The sequence below is a fragment of the Trinickia sp. LjRoot230 genome, assembly GCF_964253315.1.
Classification (GTDB): Bacteria; Pseudomonadota; Gammaproteobacteria; order Burkholderiales; family Burkholderiaceae; genus Trinickia.
On the sequence record NZ_CAXUQX020000001.1, the window covers coordinates 1,034,483 to 1,055,798 of the forward strand.

General features: G+C 59.9%; 14 protein-coding genes, 6 pseudogenes and 1 other annotated feature. Of the genes and pseudogenes, 15 read left to right on the plus strand and 5 right to left on the minus strand.

Features of this window, described 5'->3' with window-relative positions:
• The first annotated feature begins 481 nt into the window (after nucleotides 1–481).
• From ACSQ20_RS04840 to ACSQ20_RS04860, 5 genes and pseudogenes are all read left to right on the plus strand, one after another.
• Entirely contained in the window at nucleotides 482–1,432 is a 951-nt protein-coding gene (locus ACSQ20_RS04840; RefSeq protein ID WP_436017969.1) for a HamA C-terminal domain-containing protein, read from the plus strand.
• Entirely contained in the window at nucleotides 1,429–4,029 is a 2,601-nt protein-coding gene (locus ACSQ20_RS04845) for a DEAD/DEAH box helicase (protein ID WP_436017971.1), read from the plus strand. The genes ACSQ20_RS04840 and ACSQ20_RS04845 overlap by 4 nt, the downstream gene beginning before the upstream one ends.
• A gap of 26 nt (nucleotides 4,030–4,055) precedes the next feature.
• Nucleotides 4,056–4,352, plus strand: a complete 297-nt coding sequence (locus tag ACSQ20_RS04850) for a DCL family protein (protein WP_436017973.1) — start codon at nucleotides 4,056–4,058, stop codon at nucleotides 4,350–4,352.
• Between the two features lie 85 nt (nucleotides 4,353–4,437).
• Nucleotides 4,438–4,611, plus strand: a pseudogene (locus ACSQ20_RS04855) (transposase domain-containing protein); the annotation flags it as partial.
• A gap of 37 nt (nucleotides 4,612–4,648) precedes the next feature.
• A pseudogene (locus ACSQ20_RS04860) lies at nucleotides 4,649–4,825 on the plus strand (IS256 family transposase); the annotation flags it as partial.
• A 38-nt stretch (nucleotides 4,826–4,863) separates the two neighbouring features.
• Here ACSQ20_RS04860 and ACSQ20_RS04865 read toward each other — a convergent pair.
• Nucleotides 4,864–5,514, minus strand: a pseudogene (locus ACSQ20_RS04865) (IS3 family transposase); the annotation flags it as partial.
• A 174-nt stretch (nucleotides 5,515–5,688) separates the two neighbouring features.
• Between ACSQ20_RS04865 and istA the strand changes: the two are divergent.
• Nucleotides 5,689–7,212 carry an IS21 family transposase gene (gene istA, locus ACSQ20_RS04870; protein ID WP_436017975.1) on the plus strand — a complete coding sequence of 508 codons (1,524 nt, stop codon included), beginning with the start codon at nucleotides 5,689–5,691 and terminating at the stop codon, nucleotides 7,210–7,212.
• 14 nt (nucleotides 7,213–7,226) lie between these two features.
• Complete coding sequence (gene istB / locus ACSQ20_RS04875) at nucleotides 7,227–7,994, plus strand: IS21-like element helper ATPase IstB (RefSeq protein WP_436017977.1); 768 nt, start codon at nucleotides 7,227–7,229, stop codon at nucleotides 7,992–7,994.
• A 96-nt stretch (nucleotides 7,995–8,090) separates the two neighbouring features.
• On the opposite strand, the pseudogene ACSQ20_RS04880 reads toward istB, so the two are convergent.
• Nucleotides 8,091–8,469 (minus strand): annotated as a pseudogene (locus tag ACSQ20_RS04880) (transposase); the annotation flags it as partial.
• Nucleotides 8,470–9,326: 857 nt separating this feature from the next.
• Between ACSQ20_RS04880 and ACSQ20_RS04885 the strand changes: the two are divergent.
• Both ACSQ20_RS04885 and ACSQ20_RS04890 read left to right on the plus strand, forming a co-directional pair.
• The gene (locus ACSQ20_RS04885; protein WP_436017979.1) at nucleotides 9,327–11,276 is read left to right on the plus strand and encodes a PatA/PatG family cyanobactin maturation protease; all 1,950 of its coding nucleotides are present in this window, start codon (nucleotides 9,327–9,329) and stop codon (nucleotides 11,274–11,276) included.
• An 86-nt stretch (nucleotides 11,277–11,362) separates the two neighbouring features.
• Nucleotides 11,363–12,619: pseudogene (locus ACSQ20_RS04890) on the plus strand (IS3 family transposase).
• Nucleotides 11,641–11,757, plus strand: a sequence feature (AL1L pseudoknot). It overlaps the preceding pseudogene by 117 nt.
• 117 nt (nucleotides 12,620–12,736) lie before the next feature.
• On the opposite strand, the gene ACSQ20_RS04895 reads toward ACSQ20_RS04890, so the two are convergent.
• Nucleotides 12,737–13,165 (minus strand): DUF2442 domain-containing protein, encoded by a 429-nt coding sequence (locus ACSQ20_RS04895; RefSeq protein ID WP_436017981.1) that lies wholly within the window; start codon nucleotides 13,163–13,165, stop codon nucleotides 12,737–12,739.
• 35 nt (nucleotides 13,166–13,200) lie between these two features.
• A complete protein-coding gene (locus ACSQ20_RS04900; protein ID WP_436017983.1) occupies nucleotides 13,201–13,395 on the minus strand; it encodes a DUF4160 domain-containing protein in 195 nt (64 codons plus the stop codon).
• 284 nt (nucleotides 13,396–13,679) lie between these two features.
• Here ACSQ20_RS04900 and ACSQ20_RS04905 point away from each other — a divergent pair.
• Nucleotides 13,680–13,978 (plus strand): annotated as a pseudogene (locus ACSQ20_RS04905) (amino acid ABC transporter ATP-binding protein); the annotation flags it as partial.
• On the opposite strand, the gene ACSQ20_RS04910 reads toward ACSQ20_RS04905, so the two are convergent.
• Nucleotides 13,974–14,684, minus strand: coding sequence for an aspartate/glutamate racemase family protein (locus ACSQ20_RS04910; protein WP_436022919.1), 711 nt, complete (start codon nucleotides 14,682–14,684; stop codon nucleotides 13,974–13,976). The pseudogene ACSQ20_RS04905 and the gene ACSQ20_RS04910 sit on opposite strands and share 5 nt — an antisense overlap.
• A gap of 240 nt (nucleotides 14,685–14,924) precedes the next feature.
• Between ACSQ20_RS04910 and ACSQ20_RS04915 the strand changes: the two genes are divergently transcribed.
• The 5 genes from ACSQ20_RS04915 (at nucleotide 14,925) to gsiC (ending at nucleotide 21,311) form a co-directional block, all read left to right on the plus strand.
• The gene (locus ACSQ20_RS04915) at nucleotides 14,925–15,803 is read left to right on the plus strand and encodes a MurR/RpiR family transcriptional regulator (protein WP_436017985.1); all 879 of its coding nucleotides are present in this window, start codon (nucleotides 14,925–14,927) and stop codon (nucleotides 15,801–15,803) included.
• Nucleotides 15,796–16,791: an isoaspartyl peptidase/L-asparaginase family protein gene (locus tag ACSQ20_RS04920; protein ID WP_436017987.1), complete on the plus strand. Its 996-nt coding sequence runs from the start codon at nucleotides 15,796–15,798 to the stop codon at nucleotides 16,789–16,791. Before ACSQ20_RS04915 ends, ACSQ20_RS04920 begins: the two co-directional genes overlap by 8 nt.
• Nucleotides 16,792–16,848: 57 nt before the next feature.
• On the plus strand, nucleotides 16,849–18,744 hold the full coding sequence (locus ACSQ20_RS04925; protein ID WP_436017989.1) for a dipeptide ABC transporter ATP-binding protein: 1,896 nt from the start codon (nucleotides 16,849–16,851) through the stop codon (nucleotides 18,742–18,744).
• A gap of 26 nt (nucleotides 18,745–18,770) precedes the next feature.
• Nucleotides 18,771–20,321, plus strand: a complete 1,551-nt coding sequence (gene gsiB / locus ACSQ20_RS04930) for a glutathione ABC transporter substrate-binding protein GsiB (protein ID WP_436022921.1) — start codon at nucleotides 18,771–18,773, stop codon at nucleotides 20,319–20,321.
• 69 nt (nucleotides 20,322–20,390) lie between these two features.
• A complete protein-coding gene (gsiC, locus tag ACSQ20_RS04935) occupies nucleotides 20,391–21,311 on the plus strand; it encodes a glutathione ABC transporter permease GsiC (protein WP_436017991.1) in 921 nt (306 codons plus the stop codon).
• Nucleotides 21,312–21,316 lie beyond the last annotated feature (5 nt).

The window sequence follows — 21,316 nt, forward strand, 5'->3', positions numbered from 1 at the left end:
TTTTGGGCGCTTTGTGGAGTCAGAATCTGTGAAGTGGCGTGAAAAGTGTATGCACTTCGGAAATTCTTGCTGGATTCGCCCTATGCGTTTGCCGCTGCGCAACGTATCCGAGAATAATTGGTCGAAATTTCGGAATTTGGTTAGACGATTGTGCAATACTTTCCGTGCAGCTTGCGCTCAATAGGTGATCCAATCGGGGATAAACCATGAAGAGTAAGGTTACGGGGCCCAAAGCGGCCCACAATGCGTCGCAGGTTTTGGCGAACGGGCCGACTGGCAAAAATTCAAAGACTGCTGCCGGGAGCGCGCTTTCCCAGGTGGCCGCATCCAAACGAGTTACTTCGTCAGGCGCAGCATCAAGCGCGTCGAAGGTGCTCAGCGATGGACGGACAAGTGTCGCGTCAAAAAGTGCAGCGGGGTCTGCATTATCACAGCGACAGACCAGCCGGAAAAAGTAAACCGCGAAAGAGTTTGCATCCAGTTGTCGACCATTACCGCCACCGATCTTGAGTCGGCGCTAACCGGGGACCCAGAAGCACTTGAGGTCCACCTCACGCTCGTAGAGCGAGACGTGCTCATTGACGGACATTTAGTCAAGATTCACTGTCACTGTCTTTCGGTAGACGGAAATGGCCGTGTGCAACCACATCGGCTCGCGGAGTTTATGCGGAATGCCGTCGTTGACTATGCGATTCCGCGTTCGAAGCTCGCCGACGCGAAGGCGCGCGATACTAGGTTCAACAGCACCGAGGCAGTCGCCGAACTCGTAGAGCGCGCCAAGCGCTCGTTTACCGATTTGGGGAACACCGGTGAGGGAGGCGAGATGTTGCTGTTTCTGCTGGCTGAGCGCTTCCTCAAGCTGCCACAGATTCTTTGCAAGATGGATCTCAAGACAGACACACGTATGCACTACCACGGCGCGGATGGAGTGTATGCAGGCGTGACACCGAAAGGCACCTTGAAGCTCTACTGGGGTGAATCAAAAATCTACGGGGATGCGAGTGCTGCGATTCGCTCCTGTCTCAATTCCCTCGCCCCCTTCCTGATTGAACCCGAACACGAGGAGGCAGAGCGGGAGCGCGATCTGATCCTTCTGAGTGACAAAGCCGACCTCAGCAACCCGGCAATCACCGATGCCCTCAAAAAGTATTTCGACAAGTCGTCTGTCATGTCTAAGCGGGTTCAATACTGCGGCGCGGCCCTTGTAGGTTTCGACGCACCGTTCTACCCGAAAGACGACGCGAAGGCAGTCGCAGAGGAGATCGCCAAGGCGTCCCGCACGGCACTCACTGGGTGGTGCAACAGTATCGGGGAGCGGCTCAAATTGGAGAAGCTCGATCATATGGAAATTGAGATGTTCTGCGTACCGCTGCCGTCGGCGGAAGGTTTCCGCGCCGCATTTCTCGAGGCGATGGGGATCAGGGAGCAATGAGTCTCGCTGATCTCCAATCGTGGCTTCTCCATGAAGGCATTCGGGCTGATCTCGATGCGATCACTCGACTCACAGTTCGCAACGAACTCGATAATCTGGGCCCTGAGCGCTCCGCGCTGTCCACTGCGGAGATTGATTGGCCCAGATTGTTGCTCGCCGGCAGCATTCTGGCGCGATCGGACCAACGGGACGATCAGGAAGCTGCACTCCGAATCGCAACAGCTGCAATTTCTCTGACGGACGGTCAAGCGCTTAAAGACGCGGGCGCCGTCCTCTTAAGTAAGCTTTCCAACTTTCGGGCCATTGAGTTAGCCATCGATCGGGGCCTGCTGGCAGCGGACCCTGACGGGCGGCTGGGCGTCGCATTGCGTCTCGAAGCGCAGCGTCGGGAAATGGACCGTTCTATCCTGGTGCAATCGAGCGGCGCCTGGTTACAAGTAAACGATTTTCAGCAACGTTTCTGGATCAATGCGGCTGGAAAGCGCTGGCTCTCGGCATCCGCACCTACCGCCTCTGGTAAAACATTTCTGGTACTGCAGTGGCTGATCGACCAGATGATTGCGGGTGAGACACGGGTGGCGGTCTACCTTGCCCCGACCCGCGCGCTGGTTTCCGAGATAGAGACCAATCTCAAGGCTCTCATAGGCAGCGCCAAGCTGATCGAGGTGTCGTCCCTTCCGCTCCCCGATAAGTACAAAGCTGCTAGCGCTGGCGGCGCGCAAGTGATTTTCGTATTCACACAGGAACGGTTGCACCTTCTCGCTAACGTGCTCGGTGACGTGTTGTCAATCGATCTGCTTATCGTGGACGAGGCGCACAAGATCGGTGACAACCAGCGTGGCGTGATTTTGCAGGATGCAATAGAGCGGGCCATCCGCGCTAACCCAAAGCTGAAGGCCGTGTTTATCAGTCCGGCTACTCAGAACCCCGAAGAGTTGCTCACAGACGCGCCCGATGGCGTGCAGACCGTCGCCCTCGACAGCGATGCCACCATGGTCCTTCAGAATCTGTTAGTCGCGACCCAAGTGCCTCGAAGCTCGAAGCTCTGGACGCTTACCCTTCGACAGCAGAGCTCGACAATTCCAGTAGGGACCCTTCATCTCGCGAGCACGCCGGATGGACTCAAGAAGCGTCTCGCATTCATTGCCGCAGCTGTTGGCGAGAGAGGCGGAACGCTCGTTTACACGAACGGCGCTGGCGAGGCGGAAGAGGTCGCTGATCTGATCAGTCAGCTCTTGCCCAAGCTTGGGTCTAGGGATTCAGAGCTCTCACAGCTAGCGGAGCTTGCCCGGAAGGGTGTGCACCAAGACTTTAGGCTTGCACCGTTAGTCGAGGTAGGGGTGGCGTTCCACTACGGAAACATGCCATCGCTGCTCCGGCTAGAGATAGAACGGTTGTTTCGGTCAGGGAAGATTCGCTTCCTCGTATGCACTTCAACTTTGATCGAAGGCGTGAACCTGTCGTGTCGCACAATCGTGGTGCGCGGACCGCGCAAAGGGAAGGGCCATCCAATGGAGCCACATGATTTTTGGAATCTTGCTGGCCGCGCTGGTCGATGGGGCGACGAGTTTCAAGGGAACATCATTTGTATCGACCCGGAGGACACGCGGGCTTGGCCCAGTGGAGTTCCTGGCCGCGCGCGCTACCCTATTAAGCGCGAAAGCGACGCAGTTATCGAGCTTGGCGGCGGCGTAGCGGACTATCTCTCTGCGCGAGGGGTGTCGGATCTGTCCAGTATCGAGGACACGGATAAGTTCGAGCAGGTTGGCGCCTATCTGCTCACCACCTTCATGCGGCTAGGGTCCATATCGGCGGCTAGCCTCGCAAAGCGCCATAACGCTGCGTCGATTGCGAAGCTCGACCAGGTGCTCGGTGTATTGGTAGCGCAGATCGAAATCAACGTTGATTTGGCTGCTCGGCACCCCGGAGTAAATGCAATTGGCCTTCAGCGCCTTCTTGAAGCGTTCCGCGTTTACTCTGGTAATGTCGAAAACCTGCTCCCGGCCGATGTAGCGAGTAATGACAGCTACGATCGGTTTGTTACGATTATGGGGAGAATCAACAAACACCTGTTTCTCGCTTTTGCCCCTGAGAGCCGCATCAGGCTATATGCGTTGATCGTTTTCAAATGGCTAAAGGGGTATTCGTTAGCAAGGATCATCCGCGATAGCATCGACTGGCACCAAGATGCTGGCAGGTCTTTCAAACTCGCCGACCTGATCCGTGGCACGATGGAGCTGGTGGAGCAAGTTGCGCGGTTCAAGGCCCCGAAGTATCTATCGGCCTATATGGATGTGCTTCACCTGCATCTTCGCGAGATTGGCCGTGAAGATCTGATCGACGATGGTTTGGATATTGGCACGCAACTTGAGTTCGGCGTTTCGTCAATAACCCTTCTCTCTCTCATGGAACTTGGCCTTTCCCGCATGAGTGCCGTCGCTTTGTACGAGAGGATTGCCCGCGACGACCTCAGCAGAGAGGAATGCATCGCGTGGATAGCCGAGCGAGTGGGTCAATTCCGGGCAATGGATATCCCTGCCATTATCATCCGCGAGGTGCGCGAACGTCTCACGCTGCCTGGCGACATAGCCATGTAATGTCACCAATGAATTGGAGGTTGCACATGCCCGCGAAGCCCATCACCCTCGGCCCCCTACAGTTCGACAGGAGGAAGGACGCGGTCGCGTATTTAAAGGAGATGCTCTACCGGTATGACGTGGGCGATCGAGTCAACGCCGACGACTCAGTGATTCTGAGAGCCGCGCTTGAGCATCATCCAAATGCCATCGAAAAAATTGGGTGCGGCATCGCCGATTTCAGCGTTCGATCTGCTGACTTCGGCACCAAGTGCTTCTGGGTAAATCGTCCCGACGGAACGACCGAAAAATTTTCCATTACCGGTTCTATCCACGGCAGCTAAGCGAAGTCATGTTGCCCGCACTCGGACGGCAAATTTTAACGATCATTCAGATTGAGAGGCCAAACAGCCGCAACGTTCCATTTGCGTCTCCGGAGCGAATGCTGCTGCCAACCTGTATTCGCTGATCGAAACGTGCAAGGCGAACGGCGTCGAACCGTACAGCTATCTCGTGGCGCTGTTCAAGGCACTGCCCCTCGCAAACACCGGTGACGACTACGAGGCGCTGTTGCCTTGGCGCCTTATCCCCTCCGCAGGCTGACGCATAACCGGTCGCTCCGGGCAAGCCACGTGGTTTATTGCGCGCTTACATCAAGGCGCGCGGCCACTTCCCGAGCGACGAAGCCGCGCTCAAACTGATCTGGCTGGCGCTGCGCAATATCGTTGCCAAATGGACCGGCTCTCGACATGATTGGAAAAGCGCGATGACCCAGTTCGCTCTGCTTTATCCTGAGCGCTTCAACATCGGGCTGTAAGTCTCAACCCCGCTTCACACACAACGTTCCGGATACGTCAGGCTCGAATGGGGCCGCACTTCGTTGTAGTGCCGGCGCCAGTCGTCAATCGCAATTTTCGCTTCGATCCGGTTTCGGAACCACTCCATGGCCAGACACTCGTCGCGGAATTTTCCGTTAAAGCTTTCGTTCGTTCCGTTCTGCCATGGCTTACCTGGATCGATCAGCGCCGACTCGATTTTCTCCGACACGATCCACTTGAGCAACGCAGAACTCACGAACTCGGGACCATTGTCGCTTCTCATGTATCGCGGTGCACCGTGAACACTGATCAGCCGGCTCAACACTTCGATGACGCGTGCAGACCGGATCGAGCCGAAAACGTCGATTGCCAGACATTCACGCGTGTATTCGTCTACGACCGTCAGACACTTCAGCTGCTGTCTATTGGCGCACGCGTCAAAGACAAAATCGTAGCTCCACACGGCATTGCGCATCTCCGGCACAAGTGGCCGCGGGCGCGAGCCGGCAACACGACGCTGACCCCGCTGGCGAGGCACCTGCAGCCCTGCCTGCGCCCACAACCGGCTGCAGCGTTCCTTGCCTACGACTATGCCTTCGCGAGCGAGCATGATGCGGATCCTTCGAGCGCCAAATCGGGGATAGTCTCCTGAGAGACTCTGCATCGTCTCAACTACTGGAGCGTTCTTGCCCGGTGCGTATTTCGTCCCAACGTGACCGACCGTTTCGGCATCGTGACCGGCGAATTCGGGAACGTGACCGAGGATTTCGGCAACGTGACCGGTCGCAACGACAGGCAGGTTTGGCGTTGCGCGTGACCCCAACCTCGCGGGCTATGCTCGACGGCTTTGGCCGGAGAGACGATGCCCGCGCACCGGATGAACACGCGCATGATCAAAGACGTTTTACGACTGAAGTTCGACGGCGGTTTCTCGCATGATCGAATCGCCGCGTCGCTGGGCATTTCCAAGGGCGTTGTCACCAAGTACGTGGGCCTAGCGAAGGCGGCGGAGCTCGACTGGGCGAGCGCCCGCGATATGGATGAGGGCGAACTCGAACGGCGTTTGATGGGCAAGCCCACTGGGCCGGCTGCCTACGCTCAACCCGACTATGGGCGCATCCATCAGGAACTGCGCCGCAAGGGCATGACGCTGACGCTGCTTTGGCAAGAGTACCAAGCGGAGTTCGCCGACCGGCAGACCTACCGCTACACGCAGTTCTGCGAGCATTACCGGACGTTTGCTAAGCGGCTCAAGCGCTCGATGCGCCAGATCCACCGCGCCGGCGGGAAGCTGTACGTCGACTTCGCCGGTCCCACGCTGCCGTTGACGACGGGGCGGCGCGCGCACGTGTTCGTCGCCGCGATGGGCGCCTCAAGCTATACGTTCGCGTGCGCAACGCCTGCCGAGACGATGGAAGACTGGCTTGGCGGCATCGCACGAGCGCTGACGTTCTACGGCGGCGTGCCACAACTGATCGTGCCCGACAACCCGCGCGCAATGATCGCCGATCCTGATCGCTACGAGCCTCGCGCGGGCGACACCGTGCTCGACTTCGCGCGGCACTACGGCACGTCCTTCTTGCCGGCGCGAACCTACCGACCGCAGGATAAGGCCAAGGTCGAGTCGGCCGTGCAGGTGGTCGAGCGCTGGATCATGGCGCGCCTGCGCCACCATGAGTTCGGCTCGGTGCAATCGGTCGATGACGCGATCAGCCCGTTGCTGAAGTATCTGAACGAACGCCCCTTCCAGAAGCTACCCGGATGCCGAGCCAGTGCGTTTGCCCAGCTCGACGCGCCCGCCTTGTTGCCGTTGCCGGCCCAGCCGTACGAACTCGCTCGCTTCAAGACGGTGACCGTGCACATCGATTACCACGTCGAAGTGGGTAAGCATCGGTACAGCGTGCCGCACGCGCTCGTCGGTTTGAAGCTCGAAGCCCGCATCACCGGCGGCGCCATTGAACTCCTGCATCGCGGGCGTCGTGTGGCGAGCCATGCTCGCAACGACCGAGCTGGCGGGTACACGACCATCGTCGCACACATGCCTGCTGCGCACCGCGCGCATCTGGAGTGGACGCCCCAGCGATTGCAGCATTGGGCCCAACAAATCGGCTCTGCAACGGCGGCACTCGTGACGCGATTGTTGGAAGAGCAACGCCATCCCGAACACGGCTATCGGGCGTGTCTGGGGCTGCTCTCGCTGTCGAGGCGTTATGGACGGGATCGACTCGAAGCCGCGTGTGCCTTGGCGCTCGAACTCGGTGTGCATCGTTACCGACATGTGCGCGAGATCCTGCTCAACAACCGAGCCAGCGCCGTTGCCATGACGCCGGCGGACTGGACGAGCCCGAGCCATGCGCACGTGCGCGGCCCCGGTTATTACCAATAAGGAAGCGCACCGCAATGATGATGCAACAAACACTGACACAGCTGCGCACGCTCAAGCTCGACGGCTTCGCCGACGGTCTCGAAGAACAACTCGCTCAGCCGGGCAGCGCCAAGCTGAGCTTCGAGGAACGCCTGTCGTTGCTGGTCGACCGGGAAACCCACTGGCGCGATGACCGGCGTCGCACGCGCTTGCTCAAACATGCACGCCTTAAATATCCGCAGGCCCTGATCGAGGATCTCGATACGCGCTCGGGCCGTGGCATCGATGCCCGCGCGCTCACGAGCCTGGCGCTGGGCGACTGGGTTCAGTCGGGCTACAGCCTACTGATCAGTGGCCCCACGGGTGCGGGCAAATCATGGCTCGCGTGTGCATTGGCGCAGTACGCCTGCCGGCGTGGGCACTCGGCACTGTATCTGCGTGTGCCACGGCTAACCGAGGAGCTTCGCATCTTGCACGGCAACGGCGGCTTCACGAAGTGGCTCATGCAAGTCGCGCGCGTTGACGTCTTGCTACTCGATGACTGGGGCATGGCGCCGCTCGACGCGATGGTGCGCAACGACTTGCTGGAAATGATCGACGACCGCGTGGCCGGCAAAGCGACGATCGTAACGAGTCAATTGCCTATCGAGCACTGGCACGGCTGGATTGGAGACGAAACGATTGCTGATGCGATGCTTGACCGACTGATGCAGCGACACCACCGCATCACACTCAAAGGAGAGTCGCTTCGAAAGATCGCCCCGGACCCGCAAACGAAGGAGGTCATACTCGACGAAAGCTGATCCAAAAACCTAGAATCAACCCCGCGTAACATCGAACCCGCCAAATCGGTCACGTTCCCGAAATCGGCGGTCACATTCGCCGAAATACGCACCCGGCATCCTGCTCATGTAGCCGAGATTGGCGCGGCTGACCTGAATCAGCGCACACGCACGCCGCTGGCTCAATCCGCGCGAAATCGCATAGCGGGCCTGCTCGCGGCGCACCTGTGCGCTCACCACTTTTTTCCGAAATCTCCTTCATGACCTCAATCTCGAGATCCCGCTCAGCGACCAGCTTCTTCAGCCGGTTGTTCTCCAACTCTAGGGCCTTCAAGCGCTTCATGTCGTTGCTGACCATCTCCCCGAAACGCTTGCGCCACGCATAGATTGACGCGCCACTCATGCCGTGGCGCTTCGCCACCTCGGCAATCGGCGCACTGTCCGCCTCCCGCAAAATCCGAACAATCTGCTCATCGCTGAATCGACTCTTCTTCATGACGCGCTCCACATGGATGCGCCATTATCCTAGTTCAATCTGGTCTCAGATTCCCGGGGCGGTTCAATCTGAGCTTGGGAAGTTGATCTAGGGTTAACAAAATTGATGGGGCGAGGTCGATCAGACCGATCTATTATAAAAGCATAGTCGATGTTCAATACAATAAAGAGCATTGCGGCGTAGATTGCATAGATGTTGTGGATGGATCGATTTCTTAGATCGATTGAAAGTTAGTCGTTTGAGCGGCGTATTCGTCGTCGATGTGCAAAGCGATAGCTAATGTGTAAATGGCTACAGGATTCCAACTCCGGGCGTCTTCATTGAAAGGAGTAGTGCGATGATCAAGCGGACTGAAAATGACGATCTGTTACATGACAGCTGGTTGCCGCCTCAAAATAAGCCCGTGCGGAGCCGCTCGACTCTCTCGGCTGCGACTCTGGCTCGCGGTATTCGGCCTTTAGACAGTTGTCCGCAAGGCTATTCCCCCTGTCCAGTTATATGTGAATATAGCTCCTTTGATGAGTGTTTTCTGAGTTGTCAGCGGAATGGGGGGCAGTGCTATTCATGTGACCAGGGAACATATAGTTGCTCTCCCCCGCCGGCTGCCGAGTTATGTTGTTGGACCGGCTAAGGTGGCGGCTGATATCCGCATTGGACGATGCGAGTTAGTCGGTGCTATGCAGGGCCACCAACAACTTGCGAACGACTCTCGAAATTCCCTGGATTCCGTGCTTCGTTGCGCTATCGATCTCGTTGATTTGCTCCGTATCGTTATGCACATCTTCTTCGCACCAGCGCGGCGAGCTCGACGGCATAAAGCCACGTGATCGATAAAAGAAATTGTTGAGACCGACCACATGCATGAAAAGACTGGAGCAGTGATTGCCAATGTGATCGAAGGTCTCTCGGCGCTTCACGCACGGAGTCATGGGGTGCCGGAGATCCGCGTAGCGATACTTGATGGCCCCGCAGATCTGTCGCATCCGGTTTTCCGAGGCAGCTCCATCAAAGACTTCGGTGGACGCGTTAGCGGGGAGTTTGCCGCATCGCTAAATGCGGTTCACGGAACCGCCGTTGCAAGCTTGCTTTTCGGGCAGCCCGGCAGCGCTTTGAAAGGAATCGTTCCGGGCTGTCAAGGACTTCTCATCCCGATCTTTTCGCAGGACGAGCGTGGAGGAATCCTTCCCTGCTCACAGCTGGAGTTGGCAAGAGCCATCCTGCTTGCGGTTTCCGCTGGAGCTCATTTGATTAATATCAGCGCGGGCCAGCTATTCATGTCCGGCGCCATCGAGCCGCTGCTCGAGCAGGCAGTAGAAGAATGTCAGCGACGGGAGATATTAATCATAGCGGCGGCAGGCAACGACGCCTGCGCGTGTACTCACATTCCGTCAACCCTCCCGTGGGTTCTGGCCGTGGGGGCCACCGATTGGCAGGGTGTGCCCATTGCAGAGAGCAACTGGGGAGAAGGTTATAAGAATCATGGAATTGTTGCGCTCGGAAAGAATATACCGGTTGCGTTGCCCAACGGCGATATCGGATCGCTTACTGGTACCAGCGTGGCCGCGCCGATTGTCGCGGGTGTGGCCGCGCTCCTCCTGAGCTTGCAGTACTGCGAAACGCGTGCCATAGACCCGACGGTTATTCGGCAAGCCATATTGAACACCGCTCGCCACTGTCCCGATGGCGGCTCGGTCGATTGTCAACACTATCTTGATGGAGCACTTGATGTTGCAGGTGCATGGCAATACGTCAAACATCATCTTCGCGAAGAGGCCCGGCGAAACTCGCCGACCAAGACCCAATCCTACGAGGGAATCACTATGTCAACCATTATTTCGCAGTCCGCAGATCAATTGCCGCAATCGGCGTCCGACTCCACCGCGTTTATTATCGCAGATGAGGCCGCCCAGTCGCCTGCTGCAATTGTCCCGTCCCTGTGCGAAGAATGCGAGCGCGAATCCACCGCGAAGGCAGTAGCCAAAACGCCTCCCGTATCCAGCCAACTGTCCCCCAGCAAAATCTACATGCTTGGCACCGTTGGTTACGATTTTGCGTCGGAGTCCGGTTACTACTCCATTGCCCAGTCGAGTGGTGTTCAGGATCCCGGACTTATCCAAGACTTCTTGCCGTATCTCAGGGATAATTCACACATCGCTGAATCTTTGGTTTGGACTATCAAGATGGACGATGCTGCGATCTATGCACTCTATCCATCAGGGGCCTATGCACATTTGGTCTATGGGCGGTTGATCGAATTCTTACAGGCGCAGGTAGACGGAAAAATTCAGCGGGTCTCTATTCCTGGTATGGCGCTCGGTGCAACTGCTCGCACTAGATCTGGCCATATGCTACCTGTTCTGAGTCCGAATATTCGTGGTATGTATGCATGGTCGACCGACGCCCTCGTAGATAGTGTATGCGGCGCTGCGCCTACGGACGCAGGCGAGCAAGCAAACTATGAGAAGAAGAGGCAGCGCGTATATAAATTCCTCGACCGCGTATACCATGAGCTTCGCGGATTCGGAGTGACCTCACAGGAGCGGGCACTTAATTTTGCGGTCACGAATGCTTATCAGGTCGAAAAGGTGTTTGAGAACGCTTTGAGCGAGTCAATGGAGCTCTATAAAATCGACATCGAGAAAAGCCCAGTGCAGCGTCCGGGAGCCGACTGTTGGGACGTAAAGCTGACGTTTTTTGCGCCCGAAAAGCGTCTCGAAAGGGCAAACGTCGAATATCGGATCACCGTCGACGTGCAGGATGTCGTTCCGGCGACTATTGGTCCTATCCGCACATGGTCTACCTATTAATTATGGGCAACTGTCGTTCCGCGCTATGAGGTTTATTGAACCGCCCCGGATTTGGTGGAGGCTCCAACTCTTGAGAGAATGGAGCCATGAACAAGTCGAACAAGTTTTCTGCTGAAGTCCGCGAACGCGCGGTGCGCATGGTATGAGAGCATCGCGACGAGTATCCGTCGCAGTGGGCAGCGATCGAATCCATCGCCCCTAAGATCGGCTGCACGAGCCAGACGTTGCTGGGATGGGTCAAGCGAGAAGAAGTCGATAGCGGCGAGCGTGAGGGCGTCACCACGTCGGAACGTGAACGCGTGAAGGCGCTGGAACGAGAAGTAAAAGAACTGCGCCGCGCCAACGAGATCCTGAAGCTGGCCAGTGCGTTTTTCGCCCAGGCGGAGCTCGACTGCCGTCTGAAGTCCTGAATGCCTTCGTCGATCGACATCGCGACACCTTCGGGGTCGAGCCGATCTGCAAGGTCTTGCAGATTGCCCCGTCGGGTTACCGGCGCCATGCTGCGCAACTTCGCGATCCGTCTCGACGCTGCGCCCGCGCGATACGTGATGAACGTCTGCAACCCGAGATCATGCGTGTCTGGCAGGCCAACATGCAGGTCTACGGCGCCGATAAAGTCTGGAAGCAGTTGAATCGAGAGCGAATCGAGGTGGCGCGTTGCACCGTCGAGCGGTTGATGACGCGACTGGGCTTGTGCGGCGTGATGCGAGGCAGGCGGGTGCGCACGACCATTGCCGATGCAACAGCCCGCGCCCGCTGGACCGGGTCAATCGCCAGTTCAACGCTGACCGACCGAACCAGCTCTGGGTTTCGGATTTCACCTACGTTTCGACGTGGCAAGGATGGCTTTACGTGGCCTTCGTGGTCGACGTGTTCGCCCGTTGCATCGTCGGCTGGCGCGTTAGTTCTTCGATGACGACGGACTTCGTTCTGGATGCGCTCGAACAGGCGCTGTACGCGCGGCGACCGGGAGGCGATGGAACATTGATTCACCACTCCGACAGAGGGTCGCCCAGTACGTCGGTATTCGCTATAGCGAGCGGCTGGCCGAAGCAGGCATCGAACCGTCGGTCGGCAGTCGAGGAGACAGCTACGACAACGCACTGGCCGAGACGATCAACGGCTTGTACAAGGCTGAACTGATTCATCGCCGCACCTGGAAAACACGGGAGTCCGTCGAGTTGGCAACGCTGGAATGGGTGGCCTGGTTCAATCACCATCGGTTGATGGAACCGCTGGGCTATATCCCGCCCGCTGAAGCTGAGGCAAACAGACTCGCGATCTGGTTGCCGCGATTCGCGGAGTCTTTGGAAGCAACCTCTCGCGGGGAAATTTCGCCTTAAAAACGGGGAGATTACCGATGGAGGGGCGGCGGCACCGCTGGGGTATTGGCGAGCCACCGATTCCGAAGGAGGGGACATGTCCAGACGCCGCCGCTCCCGTAGTCCGAGTCGTCCTCGTTACGCGTGTGCGGGAGCTGCAGGATGTTTGCGCGGGCGGCCACCCTTGCGCCCGTTTTCGCGGGATGCCGCAGCCTTGGCAGGGGACTTGATCGCGCCCATCCTGCGCGCAAGTTCGCGCATCCATGCCTTGGTTCCAAAAATGCCTTGCAGCAGGCCCGGGCTCCACAGACCGAGATCAAGGCTCGGCCAGTACAGCGAGGTACCCGCGCCCGAGACCTCGATCTCAGCCAGTTCGGCCAATGTCGGCGCACGCTCCAGCATGCTGAAGTCTTGAATCAGCGCGATAGGGACCGCGATTTTCACGCCATGTACGAATGTGACCTCCAGCATGCGCGTTGAACGTATGAAGCGCGCCGATACAATGGTCGGCTCCCCCGCACCGCGCTTGCGTGCGGCGGCAATTTCGGCAGCAGTGATGTTAGCCATGCATATTTCTCCATTCCCCCTGCAAAGGCGCTCGATCAGATTGGCAAGCCGGCGATTGTCCGATCCGAGATACGCCCCTTTGCTGTCCGCAATCTGAGCGGGCCACGCGGACAGTTCAACTCGAACACGCATGACGGGCCGCTCGTCTTTTCGACATGAACGTGCGGCGGGCTATGGTCGTTGGCGAATATTTGAACACAATAACCGAGCATTCTTAACAGTGTCGGCATGCCGGAATGGTAACCTGACGTTAGGTTTCTTGCGGGTATGCATTCGGAACTCCTGATCACCACTGGAAAGCAATCGGCGGGTCAGGTTTACGCTTGTTTTTGCCTGGACAAGAGATGGCCTCCATCATGGATGCATTCGCCGATCTTCAGGATCCGCGCTGGCGAACCTGCCGTTATCCGTTGCAGAAAATCCCGTTCGCCGCACTCAGTGCGGTGTTGTGGGCGTGGGGGACTGGGAAATGATCACGCCATGGGCGCGTACCCTGCCCTGGTTGCGTACCCACCTCGCGCGCGTCGGTCTTGGCGACAAGTTCGGCGCTGATCCCGGTAAGCCCTCGGGTAGGCAGCAGCAACGTGTGGCCATCGTCCGGGCACTGGCGATGAACCCGACACGGTTGCTGTGCGACGAAATCACGTCGGCGCTCGCGCGAGCATATGACGCTCATCATGGTGACGCACAAGATGCGTTTCGCGCGCGGTCAGCGACAAGGACGTCGTTATGCGCCAGGGATGCGTATGGGAAAGCGGCACGCCCGAGGCGATCTTCGATCACCCCAAGACAGTCGAATTGCGCCGCTTCATTCATTGCCTTCAAGCAAACCATACGCTCGGCGTGCTAACGCCAACGCGAGCACTTCTGCCGGGTCGACCAACATCCATTGTCGCGCTTCGTCAACGAACGGCATGGCAAGCGGAATCTCGGTGCATGCCATCACCATCGGCAGATCCCCGTGCCGTTCATGCAACACGCGGCCCACCGCTGCGAATCGTTCGCGCGCGAGTTCGAGCCGGCCGGCTTTGACGCCGTCGTAGATACCCTCCATCAGTGCCTCGCGCTCCCGAACCGACGGCAGCACGCAGCCGATCTCGTACGCCTCGAAGGCCTGCTGGTAGAGCGCCATCCGGTAGGTGCCCTCGGTTGCCAGCAGCATCGCCGAGTTCACATCCGACGCGCGCAGATGCGCGGCCGTTTCCTTCGCGATATGCAGCAGTTCGACGTCCGGCTGCGCTCGCTGCAAAGTCGCCTGCCACGCGTGCGCGGTATTGCAGGCGACTGCCACGGTGCGAGCGCCCAAGCCAACGAGCCGCCCGATGGCCCGCGACATGCCTTCCAGCGGCTGAGGCGCATTCGGATCGAGCAACGCGAGGCTGCGGTCCGCCACCGGAATCTGTGCAAGCCAGTGCTCGGGGAACGCTTGATCGGCGATCGGTGTGCCGTGCTCCCGCAAACAGCGCTCGCATGCGGACAGGAACAAACGCACGAAATCGAGGCCAGCGGCAGGCCCCATGCCCCCGAGGATGCCGACGGGATGCCGGGCCCTCAGTCGCGCCTCAGGCGCAGGTGGTGGGCCGCCGGAAACAAAGCACGCGCTGGACGGCAGGAGCGAGTCAGTATTCATCGAGATGCGCAGTCGTTGACGATGGAGTAGGGGTTATCCCCAATGAAAATATATTTTCGGCGTAGCTATTGTGACGAAAATTTATTTTCATGTCCAAGTGATCAACGGTACAACGGTATCCGGAGTGCAATGAGCAAGTCAGAGGCATCAGTCGTCGACCGTATCGCGCAGGTCTTGCCGTCGCTGAGCGACGCGCATCGGCGCCTTGCCGACTACGTGCTGGCGAAGCCGTTCAAGGTTGCAGTCATGACCATCGACGAATTCGCGAGTGCCTGCGACGTGTCCAACGCGACCGCCAATCGCTTCGTGCGCAAGCTGGGTTTGCCGGGATATCCGCAGTTCCGGGCTTTGCTTGCGCATGGCTTCGAACAAGCGCTCGCGCCAGTCGAGCGCTTGCGTCTCGAGCGCACGCGGGCGGCGTCGGCGGCCGATATCTTTTCCGCGTCGCTTTACGAGGACCAGCGCAATTTCGAACTCACACGCATGTCGCTCAGCGCCGACGAGTGCGAGAAGGCCGTGCAGGCAGTGCTCGATGCGCGCCGAATTTTCATCGTCGGCTTCGGCTCGAGCGGATTTCTCGCGGGGTTTCTGCAACGCAACCTCACGGTGCACTGCGATGTGGTGAAGAGCCTTGCAACGCTGGGCGGCGTGTCGGAAGCGGCGCGCCAGATCTCGCGTGTGCGCAACGGCGATTTGCTGATTTCGATTTGCTTCCCGCGCTATCTTGCCGACACGGTCACGCTGACGAAGTCGGCCCGAGAGGCCGGCGCCGACGTGCTCGCGATCACCGACAAGCCAACTTCGCCGATCGCCAAGCACGCCGACATCTGCCTCTATGCCTCTAGCGAACGCCAGTACCTATCCAACTCGGAAACGGCGGCGCTCGGCATGATCGAGGCGCTGTCTGCGGCCGTTGCGCATCGGTCCGAGAACTCGCTCAACGACGTGGCGCAACTGACCGAGGCAGTGATGCCATGGCTAAGCAACCAGGACGAAAACGATGACTGACGCTGTATTGGCGATTCACGGCGGTGCGGGCGCAATGGCGCGCGCACACGCCACCGCCGAAATGCGCGAGACGTACGAAGCCGCGCTTGCTCGCACTTTGCGCGATGCGGGACGGCTGCTGGAGCAGGGCGCAAGCGCACTCGACGCGGTGACCGAAGCGGTGCGGCTGCTCGAGGAATGCCCGCTCTTCAATGCGGGACATGGGGCGGTGTTCACCAGCGTCGGCACTCACGAGCTCGACGCGTCGATCATGGATGGCCGCACGCTGAACGCCGGCGCCGTCGCCAATCTGCGCACCGTGCGCAATCCGGTGCTCGCGGCGCGCGCGGTGATGGAGCGTAGCCAGCACGTATTGTTCGTTGCGGAAGGCGCGGAAGCGTTCGCCCGAGAGCAAGGGCTCGAATGCGTGGCGCCGTCGTTCTTCTCGACGCCGTTGCGCCGCGAGCAGCTCGAGCGCGTGCGGCAGGCCGATGCGCAGCACACCGCGCTCGATCACGATGCCGGCTCGGCTTGTGCGGCGCCCTTGTCGTTTGCGCGCGCACCGCAAGGCGGCGCGCCGCTCGACGAAGACCGCAAGCTCGGCACGGTCGGCGCTGTGGCGCTCGACGCGCACGGCAACCTGGCCGCTGCGACGTCCACGGGCGGCATGACCAACAAACAGCCGGGCCGCGTCGGCGACACGCCGATCATCGGCGCGGGATGCTATGCGGATAACCGCACCTGCGCCATCTCGACCACCGGCAGCGGCGAAATGTTCATCCGCATGGTGGTGGCTCACGACATCGCCGCGCGCATGGAGTATGCGGGCGCCTCCCTGGAGGAAGCCTCGCACTATGTGGTCCACGAAAAGCTGCCGCGCATCGACGGACGCGGCGGCTTGGTCGCCGTCGATGCACACGGCAACATAACCATGCCGTTCAACACCGAAGGGATGTACCGGGGCTTCATTCGCACCGGACAGCCTCCGGTTGTCGCCATCTATAGGTAGATCGACCAAGGGCGTTCGCAGTGCGAAGGCCCGGCTCTTTTCGGCGGAACGAAGACGATGAGCGAGAAATTTTCCGCGTTCGCGGACATGGCGCCCGAGCGAGTAGTACAGGTTGAAGATCTGAGCGTCGAGTTCAGAGGATCTGAGCGTACGGTCGAGGCGGTCAAGCACCTTTCGTTTCATGTCGATCGCTGCGAGACGCTGGCGATCGTCGGCGAATCGGGATCGGGCAAGTCGGTTACCTCGCTCGCGCTGATGCGGCTCGTCGAGTACGGCGGCGGCCGCATCACCGGCGGCCGTCTCGGATTTCGCCGGCGCGGCGGGCAGACGGTCGACATCGCGCAGTGCTCCGGGCCACAGATGCGCACGATGCGCGGCGCCGATTTGGCGATGATCTTCCAGGAGCCGATGACGTCGCTCAATCCGGTGTTCCCGGTGGGCGAGCAAATCGCCGAGTCGATCCGCCTGCACCAAGGACTCGGGGCGGAACAGGCGCGTGCACAAGCGCTGCGCATGCTCGATCAGGTGCGCATCCCCGATGCGCGCAACGTGCTCGGACGCTATCCGCATCAACTGTCGGGCGGTATGCGCCAGCGCGTGATGATCGCGATGGCGCTCGCCTGCAAACCTGCGCTTCTGATCGCGGACGAGCCCACCACGGCGCTGGACGTGACGGTGCAGGCACAGATCCTTCAATTGATCCGCGAACTACAGCGCGAGATGCAGATGGGCGTGATGTTCATCACGCACGACATGGGCGTCGTCGCGGAAGTCGCCGATCGGGTGCTCGTGATGCTGCGCGGCGAGGCGGTCGAAGCGGGGCCCGCGCAGCGGATCTTCGATGCGCCATCTCACCTCTATACGCGTGCGCTCCTTGCCGCCGTGCCGCGACTCGGATCGATGCATGGCACGGATTTGCCGGCGCGCTTCCCGCTGCTCGCCGGCACCGATGTGGCGCCGCCGGTGCAGCCGTCGACGCCGAACGCTCGGGACGCGGCCGCCGATGCGATGGGGAAGGGGGAGCCGATCCTGAGCGTGCGCGAGCTGACTACGCGCTTCGATATTCGCGCCGGGCTCCTGAGCCGCGTCACGCGTCGTGTGCATGCGGTGGAAAAGATCAGCTTCGATCTGCATCGCGGCGAGACGCTCGCGCTGGTTGGCGAATCGGGCTGCGGCAAATCGACGACCGGCCGCTCGCTGCTGCAGCTCGTCAAGAGCCAGAGCGGCCGCATCGTATTCGACGGTCAGGACATCAGCCGCTTGCAAGGCCACGCATTGCGCGATCTGCGCCGACATATTCAATTCGTGTTCCAGGATCCGCTGGCCTCGCTCGATCCGAGGCTGACGATCGGCTACTCCATCATGGAGCCGATGCGTATTCATCGCCTCTACCCGGCGAGCGAGGCCGAAGCGCGCATGCGCGCTTTGCTTGAGCGCGTCGGTCTGCCCGCCGATGCGGCGCAGCGCTATCCGCACGAGTTCTCGGGCGGCCAGCGTCAGCGAATCTGCATCGCGCGGGCGCTTGCCACCGACCCGAAGGTCGTGATCGCCGACGAATCGGTGTCGGCGCTCGATGTATCCATTCAGGCGCAGATCGTGAATCTACTCATCGACTTGCAGCGTGAGATGGGCTTGGCGCTGCTGTTCATCTCGCACGACATGGCCGTGGTGGAGCGCATCAGCCATCGGGTGGCGGTCATGTATCTCGGCCAGATCGTCGAGATCGGCTCGCGCCGCGACATTTTCGAGAACCCCCAGCATCCGTACACCAAGCGGCTGATGGCGGCAGTGCCGGTCGCGGATCCGCAGCGGCGCCACCTCGAGCGCAAGCTCTCGTCGGGCGAGATTCCGAGCCCGATCCGCGAGGTTGGCGACGAGCCGGTCGTCAAGCCGCTGACGCAGGTTGCCGAGGGCCACTACGTCGCGCAGCACGCCATCGCCGCGCAATTTTGATACACCCACCCGCTACGAGGAGTCGAATCATGCGAACGTTTCGCGCGAAACAATGGATAGGGGCCATCGCACTGGCCTTTGGGGTTTTCACTGCGCCGATAGCAATGGCCGCGAAGGACGTGACCATTGCGGTGCCGGTCTCGCTCGATTCGCTGGATCCGTACAACACGAACGCGACGCTGGCGCAGGCGGTCGGCAAGTCATACTACGAGGGGCTGTTCGGGTTCGACAAGACGCTCAAAGTCCAGCCGCTGCTCGCGGAAAGCTTCACGGCGAGCCCGGACGGTCTCGCCTATACGTTCAAGCTCCGCCAGGGCGTGAAGTTTCAAGACGGGACAGACTTCAATGCCGAAGCGGTCAAAGTCAATCTCGAACGCGTGCTCGACAAGAGCAATGGGCTTGCACGCTACAACCAGTTCAACCGTATCAAGTCGGTGACCGTGGTGGATCCGTACACGGTCAAGATCACGCTCAACGAGCCCTTCTCGGCCCTCATCAATGCGCTCGCGCATCCGTCGGCAATGATGATTTCGCCGACGGCGCTCAAGAAGTGGGGCAAGGACATTGCGCTCCATCCGGTCGGCACTGGCCCGTTCGAATTCGTCGAATGGAAGCCGGCCGAATACCTGAAAGTGAAGAAGTTCGACGGCTACTGGCGCAAGGGCTATCCGAAGATCGACGCGCTGACGTTTCGCACCGTGACGGACAACAACACCCGCTCGGCAGTCGTGCAGACGGGCGAGGCGCAGTTCGCGTATCCGGTGCCGTATGAGCAGGCGAGCATCCTGAAGGCGAACCCGAAGCTCAATCTGGTCGCAACGACGTCGATTATGACGCGCTACATATCGATGAACACGCTGCAAAAGCCGTTCGACGACGTGCGGGTGCGAGAGGCCGTCAATTATGCGATCAACAAAGACGCGCTCGCCAAGGTCGCCTTCGCCGGCTACGCGTTCCCGGCACAGGGCGTGGTGCCGCAAGGCGTGGCGTTTGCGCAGAAGATGACGCCGTGGCCGTACGATCCCGCAAAAGCGCGCGAGCTCTTGAAAGAAGCCGGCTACCCGACAGGGTTCTCCACCGCTTTGTGGTCGGGCTATAACGACGGCACATCGGCGAAGGTCGTGCAGTTTCTGCAACAGCAACTGGCGCAGGTCGGCATCAAGACCTCGATCGAAATGCTCGAATCCGGTCAGCGCGTGCAGCGCGTTCAGACTGTGAAGGATCCGAAAACCGCGCCGGTGCGCATGTACTACGGCGGCTGGTCCGCTTCGACGGGCGAGGCCGATTGGGCGCTGCGTCCGCTGCTGACCACGAACGGCTGGCCGCCCGTGTTCTACAACACGGCGTATTACTCGAACAAGGACGTGGACAAGGATGTCTCCGATGCGTTGCTGATCACCGATGCCGCGAAGCGGCAACAGCTCTACACCGACGCGCAGCAGCGTGTCTGGAAGGACGCGCCGTGGGCGTTTCTCACCACGGATCGCAACCTGTCGGTCGAGAACAAGAGCCTGAGCGGTTTTTACGTGATGCCTGACGGTTCGTTCAACTTCAGCGACGTCGATCTGACGCAATAAGCAGATCACGCATCCGGCATCAGAGCGCGGGCTGGACCATCCGCTCGCGCTCGTCAACACGGACCTGCCATGTTTGTCTATATCGTCAAGCGGCTCCTCGGCGCCGTTCCGACCCTGGTGTTCGTCGCGGTCGCGGTGTTCCTATTCGTTCACGTATTGCCCGGCGACCCAGCCCGGCTGGCCGCCGGCGCCGAGGCGGACGAAGCGACCGTCACGCTCGTGCGTCATCAGCTCGGGCTGGACTTGCCAATGCCTGAACAGTTCGTGCGCTACTTCGACCACGCGCTGCACGGCAATCTGGGCCAGTCGCTGCGTACGAAGCGCCCGGTGTCGCGCGAGATCGCCGAGCGCTTCATACCCACGTTCATCCTGACGCTGACCAGCATGGTGTGGTCGGTCGTGTTCGGGCTCGTGGTCGGCGTCGTGTCGGCCGTCTGGCGCAATCGCGCGCCGGACGCGATCGGCATGACGCTCGCAGTCTCGGGCATCTCGTTCCCCGCGTTCGCGCTCGGCATGGTGCTGATGCAGATCTTTTCGGTTCAGCTCGGTTGGCTGCCGTCGATCGGTGCGGGGTCGTGGCGGCACTACATCTTGCCGTCGATCACGCTCGGCGCCGGCGTTGCCGCGGTCATGGCGCGTTTCACGCGCGCTGCGTTCGTCGAGGTGATGCAGGAAGACTACGTGCGTACCGCGCGGGCCAAGGGGCTGTCGGAGTGGTTCGTGGTCGTCAAGCACACGTTCCGCAACGCGCTGATTCCGGTCGTGACGATGATGGGCCTGCAATTCGGTTTTCTACTGGGCGGCTCGATCGTCGTCGAAGCGGTGTTCGCATGGCCGGGTATGGGCAGCCTGCTCGTGGATTCAGTGAACATGCGCGACTACCCGGTGATCCAGGGGTTGATTCTCTTGTTTTCCGTCGAGTTCATCGTGATCAACATCGCCGTAGATGTGCTGTACGGATTGATCAATCCGACCATCCACTATCAGTGACGGGA